Source organism: Methylobacterium sp. GXF4, assembly GCF_000272495.1.
Classification (GTDB): Bacteria; Pseudomonadota; Alphaproteobacteria; order Rhizobiales; family Beijerinckiaceae; genus Methylobacterium; species Methylobacterium brachiatum.
In genome coordinates, this window is the sequence record NZ_AKFK01000096.1 from 1 (window position 1) to 6,503 (window position 6,503).

Consider the following 6,503-nt stretch of genomic DNA (forward strand, 5'->3'; position numbering starts at 1 on the left):
GAACACCACGATCATCGACGGCGTCGGCGAGAAGTCGGACATCGAGGGTCGGATCGCGCAGATCAAGGCGCAGATCGAGGAGACCACCTCGGATTACGACCGTGAGAAGCTCCAGGAGCGTCTGGCCAAGCTCGCGGGCGGCGTCGCGGTGATCCGCGTCGGCGGCGCGACCGAGGTCGAGGTCAAGGAGAAGAAGGATCGGGTCGACGACGCCCTCAACGCCACCCGCGCGGCGGTCGAGGAAGGCATCGTCCCGGGCGGCGGCACCGCGCTGCTGCGCGCCAAGAAGGCGGTCGCCGCGCTGAAGTCCGACATCCCGGACGTCCAGGCCGGCATCAAGATCGTGCTGAAGGCGCTGGAAGCCCCGATCCGTCAGATCGCCCAGAACGCGGGCGTGGAAGGCTCGATCGTGGTCGGCAAGATCACCGACAACACCTCCTCGGAGACCTTCGGCTTCAACGCCCAGACCGAGGAGTATGTCGACATGATCCAGGCCGGCATCGTCGATCCGGCCAAGGTCGTGCGCACCGCCCTGCAGGACGCGGCTTCCGTCGCCGGCCTGCTGGTCACCACCGAGGCGATGGTCGCCGACGCGCCGAAGAAGGACAGCCCTGCTCCGGCCATGCCGGGCGGCGGCATGGGCGGCATGGACTTCTAAGTCCACGCCATTCGTCGAGATGAGGAAGGGGGTCGCCGCGAGGCGGCCCCTTTTCTTTTGGGCGGCCCGGTTCGCCCATCACGCTCCGCGGCCTGTGTCCGGGCGGTTCGTGTGGCCGGCCGCTCGCCGGCAGCGGACTAGCCGTCCCGGGCGAGATCGGCCTCGACGTGAGCAGCGAGGCTGAAGAAGCGCTGGCGGACCTCCGCCGCGAACGGGTTCGACCGCTCGATCGCCTCGAAGACCTCGGGCGCGTCATGCCGGACCATGTCCACCGCCTGCATGAGCAGTGAAAAGCTGCGCGTCGTCATGTGCGTCGGGAGCGGCTCCATGGCGACGAGCACCCGCGCGATCAAATGGGTCAGGCCTTGGACCGCTGCGGCCTCGCGGTCGTGGGCTTCCGGCGTCGTGACGATCACCTTCAGCTTCAGCACTTTCCGAAGGAACGCGGCTGCACGCCGGCCGCGCCGTCCAGAGACCGGACACACGGCGATCCTCAGGCCGGCGATCCCGTCGGCGGCGCTCTGCGGGCCGAACAGGGGATGGGTGCCGAGGATCTCGACGCCCTGGGGCAGCCCCGCCCGCATGATCGCCACGGGCTCCATCTTCACCGAGCCGACATCGACCACCAGCGTTCCCGGCCGGAGATGCGGGGCTATCCTGGACACGACCGCGGCCAGACTGGAAACCGGAACGGCGAGGATGACGACCGGGCAGCGAGCCACCGCCGCCAGGTCCGCCCGCACGGCACCGTAGGTCTGGACATCGGGCTCGGCCGGGCGCGGGTCGTAGACGCGCAACGCCATATGGGGCGCGAGGTATCGGGCCATCAGACGACCGAACGCGCCGAAGCCGATGATTCCGATGACCGGGCGGAGCTGAATGGCTTGGGAGACTGACACGGTGACCTCGGACAGGCGCGAGGTCGGCGGATCAGGAACAGGAGCAACCGCCGACGACGCAGCGGTTGGGCATGATAAGCAGGCCGCCGCTAAGGGAGCGGCGCGTAATACGATCCGGTGGGGAACAAGCTTAGCATGGTGGGGAGCCTCTAGGCGGTGCCACCGAGCGCGTCAACCAGACCGCATCGACGGCCAGATCGGGCTTAACACGCGGCGTTCCGCGTCGAGCGTGCTTTGCAAAACGAGAAACGGGACGGCTTGCGCCGTCCCGTCGGTGGTCGTTCCTATCGGCCTAAGAAGATCGAAGCCAGTCGCTGGAGCAGGCCCCGCGGTGCGGGCGGAGGCTCACTCTGCCCAGGACGGTCCCCGATCTAATTGGCGGCGAAGGGATGCTGGGCCGAGTTGCGCTGCTCGGTGACGGTCGAAGCCTTCGGCTCGCCGTTCACGGCGCGCTGGATCGAGAGCTTGGTCGCCTCGTAGTTGTACTTCTGGATCTTGGCGTCGTCGGCCGCTTCCCAGTGAATGAACACGCCGACCAGGATGAACAGGTCGTCAGCCTCATCGGCCGGGATGATGCCTTCGGCAACGGCGTCCTGGACGGCCTTGGCAACGCCGTGCTGGGCCGGGCCGAACATCTGGACGGCCTGACGGGCGTCGTTGATGGTGACCTTGTTGAACATCAGGGTGTTCGGCTTGCACGGCAGGTTCGGCGCGATGACCGCGAGCAGGCTGGTGAAGCCGTGCTTGTTGTTCACGAGGCCGTTGCAGAAAGCCGTCTCGGCGGGCGAGCCGCGCGGTCCGATGATCAGGTCGATGTGAGCGACCTCGTTGCCGTCGCCGACGAGGGCTTCGCCAACCTGAACCTTGGTGATCTTCGCCATTCGGTGTCTCTCCCTGGATTCCGAAATAGGGCCGCGGCGCCGGGCGATGCCAGCGGCCGGGAAGCCATCCTTGTTATCGGCGCCCGATCCTCCGGCCGAGCCGGTTGGGCCGAGCCGGTTGGGCCGGACAGCGCGCCGGACCCTACAGTGCGGCCCTGCGGCTCACAACCCGCGCAAGGCCCTGGACCTGAGGAATTTCTTTGACGGCGGGCCGCGAAAGGCCGGAACTTTTCCGTGCTTCACGCGAGGGCGGCGCCGGCCGCCGTCAGGGCATCCCAGAAGACGGTCGCCACGGTGAAATCCGCGCTGGTCCCGGGATTCAAGGCGCGTGCCTTCAAGGAGGCATCGAGGGCGAGCAACGTGTCCACCGGCCGGTCCGCGAGGTTGAGGTTAGCCAGCATCGTATCAACCTCCCGGCGCACGGCCTCGGCGACCGATGGGCCGGCCTTGCGGGCGATGTGGCTGTCCGGGACCGAGCGGAGATAGGCCAGGTGGATCGCCGTGGTGCACCATGTCGGATCGAGACCGGCGGCGCGGGCCTCGGCGAGGGCCGGCAATCCGATCGCGGCGATATCCGAGAAGCCGGTGTCGTAGGCGCGGGCGATGCGGTCGCGACCGGCCGCCTCCGCCATGGCCGCGCGCAGGGAGGGCGGGGCGTCAGACGTGACGTCGTGCCGCTCGGCCCGGCCGAGGCCGCCCGGATTGGCGAGCCGGATCGCCGCGAACACCGCTTCGGAATCCGTAGCCTCCAGCGCGTCGAGCACCGCGGCGACCGATCGCCCCTGCTCGGCTGCGGCGGCCAGCGGGGCGCAGAGCAGAAGGATGCCGAGATTGGTGTTCTGGCCGACAGCCGCCAGGGTCGCCGCGACGCTGGCGCGGACCCGTTCGCCGATTCCCGCGCCGGCCCGGGCCAGTTCCGGGGCCGAGACATCGGCGCTGGTCACGAAATCCGCCACCACCATGCGATGGCCGGCCGCGTAGGCGTGGACGTTGCCGGGCTTCAGCGCTTCGAGTTCCGCCAGGCAGGCGGCGCGGTAGAGCGTCCCGATCAGCCCCGGGTCGAGGGCGCTCATGCCACCACGAGCCGCGGAACGCTGGCGCCCCGGACGGCGGCGAGAAAACCCCGAACCACGGTGGCGGCGATGTCGGTCTCGCACACGGTCTGGAGGCCCGACCAGGCCGGCATGGAATTGACTTCCAGGATCGAGAAGCCGCCCTCCCCGTCCTCGACCAGGTCGACTCCGGAATAATCGACCCCGACCGCCGCGGCCGCGGCCTCCGCCATCTCGGCGGCAGCCGGCGGCATCGCCCAGGGCAGCGGACGGCCGCCGCGATGGACGTTGGTGATCCAGCCGTCGCCCTCGCGGATCATGCCGGCGATCGCCCGGCCGTCGCAGACGAAGACGCGGTAGTCGCGCCACAGGCCGTCGCGCCGGGGCACGTAGCGCTGGAGATAGTAGACTCTCGCGACGGCCTCTTCATCCGGCAGGTCCTCGGGCCGCTCGATCAGGGCTAGCCCCTCCCCCTGCGAGCCGAAGAGCGGCTTGAGCACCAGCGGCGCGCCGGGGCGGCTCTCCTGCTCGACGATCCCGGCGGCGGCCTCGCGCTTCGAGACCACCCAGGTCTCCGGCGTCGGCAGGCCGGCGCGGGCGATCAGCAGGGAGGTGGCTGCCTTATCGACCGAGCGCTCGATGGCGGTGGGCGCATTCCAGACGGTGACGCCCGCCGAGACCAGGGCGTGCAGCACGCCGAGCCGCATGGTGGTCGCCTCGAACGTGCCGCCCGCGATGGTCCGCAGCAGCACGCCGCCGGGCAGTGAGCCGGCAAAACCCGGGACCCGCAGGGGCTCGCCGCCCCCGGTGGCCACGATCACGTCGGCCAGCGAGAACAGCACCGGCTCCACGCCCTGCGCCCGCAGGGCCGCCAGGAGCCGGGCCTTGTGCCAATTGCCGTTATCGGCCGCCAGGGCGATGCGCATGGATGAAAGACTCTCGACGGCGCTTCCCCGCTGGGGAAATGCTACGGTCATTATTATTTTGCGGTGTCGTCGCCAGGGCCGCCCGCGAAACGCTCCCTGTCCGAAGCGGCTAGCCGATCCACGGATTGCTTGGCATGGCGCGGGTCCCCTCTCCCGTGCGGGAGAGGGACAGGGTGAGGGATGCGATGTCTCCGGAAAGACCTGGTCCCTCACCCCAACCCTCTCCCGCACGGGAGAGGGAGTTTCCGCCTCGTGAGGGACGCGATGTCTCCGGAAAGACCTGGTCCCTGACCCAACCCTCTCCCGCATGGGAGAGGGAGTTTCCGCCTCATGCGACCGACGACTGATCGTGTCCCGGCCGCTGACTTTGACGAGATGAACCGCGGCCGGACGGCCCTGTCTCGCCTACGCGAACGACGCCTCCACCAGCGTCGGCTCCAGGCGGCCGCCGCGGTAGGTGGCGCCGGTGCGCACCGACGTGACGATCGCCTCGGCCGGGGAGAACAGGGCGCCGTCGATCTTGTAGAAATCGCCGTTCACGCGCGAGAAGATCTCGGCGAAGGGCGCCCCGTGATCGCTCGAGGTGGTGGACGGGATCTGCTCGGCGAGCTGCTTGGCGTCGGCATCGTCGGCATCGACGAAGAGCTGGACCCGGCCGCCGTAGATGATCGCGTCGTTGGTCCGGCCCATCGCCTTGATGAAATCCGGATGCGGGGGCGAGAGCGGCGCCGATCCAATCCCGTCGACGATCGCGTGCAGGTCGAAGCCGACCGTGTGGGCCTTGTGCAGGGCGACTTCCAGCACGCGGGCGACGACCTGGGTCGAGCCGGCGAGGCTCTGTGTCGGCGCGAAGATGAAGGTCAGGTCCTCGGGACGCAGCCCGGTGGCCTCGGCGACCTTGGCGACGACGCTCTCCGGCGGTCCGCCGGCCGCTTCGAGGACCAGGGCGGTCTTGGTGGCCGAATCCCGGTAGCCCAGCTCCTCGTACAGATGCTCGACGGCCGCGACCGCCCGGCCCGGGCCGGAGCCGAGGGCGAAGAAGCCGGAATCGCCGGCCTCGTCGGCGAGGCTCCAGCCGGCATACTGGCTGCCCAGGCAGGCGAGCACCGGATCGGCCGCGTGGACGATCACGGAATACGGCCAGGAGGCGATCGGGCCGCTCGGGGCGATGCTCACGGTGCCGAGGCCGCCGAGGCAGATCTCGGCAATGCGCCGTCCGGCCTCGATCGAGCCCCGTGCCTGCGCGCCGGCATCGACCATCCGGGCACCGCCCGCAGCCTGCGTGACCGACAGGCGCAGGGTCGCGGCATCGGCCACGAACCGCTCGATCAGCGGCGCCGTGAGCGCGTTGACGCTGGGATAGGTTTGGCTGGCACTCATCACAGGGTTTCCTCGGGGTGCGTTTTCTTTGCGGCCAGGTCGGCTTGGAGCCGCGCCGTCCGCGTCTTCAAACTGTCGAGCGCCGCCTGCCGGTCGGCCCCAAGGGCAAGCACCGTGCAGAGGGGCGCGTCGCGGCGGACCACCGTGCCGGGGCGCGGGCGGTCGCGCACGTGATCCGGCCACGGACAATCCGGGACGGGCGCATGCTCCCGATCCGCGTAACAGATCTGCGCGGCGGCCGCATCCGCCGGTTGCGGGCCGAGCGCCGGCATGGCGCCGAGGCTGGCCTCGATATGGGCGGCGAGCAGGGGCGTGCTTCGGCGATCCAGGATATCGAGGGTCGCGCCGGGCCGCGGGTTGATCTCGGTGAGCCACCAGCCGGTTTCGTCGGCCAGGAAATCGGCACTGCCGAGCCCGCGCAGCCCCGTCGCCGCGATGAGGCTCTCGACCGCCGCCGCGACGGCCTGCAGCAGGGGTTCGGGAAGGGGCGGAGCCTCCGCGGCAGCCCCGGCCAGGGCGCCGCCGTAGCGATAGGGCCGGATCGGCGACGGCGCGCACCATTGCTCGGTGGCGGCCAGCACCTGCATCGTCCGCCCGTCGGCCAAAAAGTTCAGGGCGTGGGGTCGGCCGGGTGCCCGGGCCTGAACGTAATGGCCCTCCGGCGCGGGGCCGCGCGTGGCTGGCCGGATATGGCTGCCGCCGCTGCC

At 70.0% G+C, this 6,503-nt stretch carries 7 protein-coding genes; 1 reads left to right on the forward strand and 6 read right to left on the reverse strand.

Annotated elements, in window-relative coordinates:
- The coding region (locus WYO_RS26595) for a TCP-1/cpn60 chaperonin family protein (protein ID WP_007568571.1) at positions 1-658 on the forward strand (658 nt) is incomplete at its 5' end.
- Between the two features lie 137 nt (positions 659-795).
- Here WYO_RS26595 and WYO_RS26600 read toward each other — a convergent pair.
- The 6 genes from WYO_RS26600 to WYO_RS26625 form a co-directional block, all read right to left on the reverse strand.
- Positions 796-1,557 carry a prephenate dehydrogenase gene (locus WYO_RS26600; protein ID WP_007568573.1) on the reverse strand — a complete coding sequence of 254 codons (762 nt, stop codon included), beginning with the start codon at positions 1,555-1,557 and terminating at the stop codon, positions 796-798.
- Positions 1,558-1,928: 371 nt separating this feature from the next.
- Entirely contained in the window at positions 1,929-2,438 is a 510-nt protein-coding gene (gene fae / locus WYO_RS26605) for a 5,6,7,8-tetrahydromethanopterin hydro-lyase (RefSeq protein ID WP_007568574.1), read from the reverse strand.
- Between the two features lie 239 nt (positions 2,439-2,677).
- Entirely contained in the window at positions 2,678-3,511 is an 834-nt protein-coding gene (locus WYO_RS26610; protein WP_007568575.1) for a triphosphoribosyl-dephospho-CoA synthase, read from the reverse strand.
- A complete protein-coding gene (locus tag WYO_RS26615; protein ID WP_007568576.1) occupies positions 3,508-4,416 on the reverse strand; it encodes a RimK family alpha-L-glutamate ligase in 909 nt (302 codons plus the stop codon). The genes WYO_RS26610 and WYO_RS26615 overlap by 4 nt, the downstream gene beginning before the upstream one ends.
- Before the next feature lie 405 nt (positions 4,417-4,821).
- Positions 4,822-5,796, reverse strand: a complete 975-nt coding sequence (mch, locus tag WYO_RS26620; RefSeq protein WP_007568577.1) for a methenyltetrahydromethanopterin cyclohydrolase — start codon at positions 5,794-5,796, stop codon at positions 4,822-4,824.
- The coding region (locus WYO_RS26625) for an ATP-grasp domain-containing protein (protein WP_007568578.1) at positions 5,796-6,503 on the reverse strand (708 nt) is incomplete at its 5' end. The genes mch and WYO_RS26625, both read right to left, overlap by 1 nt.

Excerpts from the sequence above, each read along its gene's own strand:
- fae (WP_007568574.1), bottom strand. The coding sequence starts at position 2,438 with ATGGCGAAGATCACCAAGGTTCAGGTTGGCGAAGCCCTCGTCGGCGAC.
- WYO_RS26610 (WP_007568575.1), bottom strand. The coding sequence starts at position 3,511 with ATGAGCGCCCTCGACCCGGGGCTGATCGGGACGCTCTACCGCGCCGCC.
- WYO_RS26615 (WP_007568576.1), bottom strand. The coding sequence starts at position 4,416 with ATGCGCATCGCCCTGGCGGCCGATAACGGCAATTGGCACAAGGCCCGG.
- mch (WP_007568577.1), bottom strand. The coding sequence starts at position 5,796 with ATGAGTGCCAGCCAAACCTATCCCAGCGTCAACGCGCTCACGGCGCCG.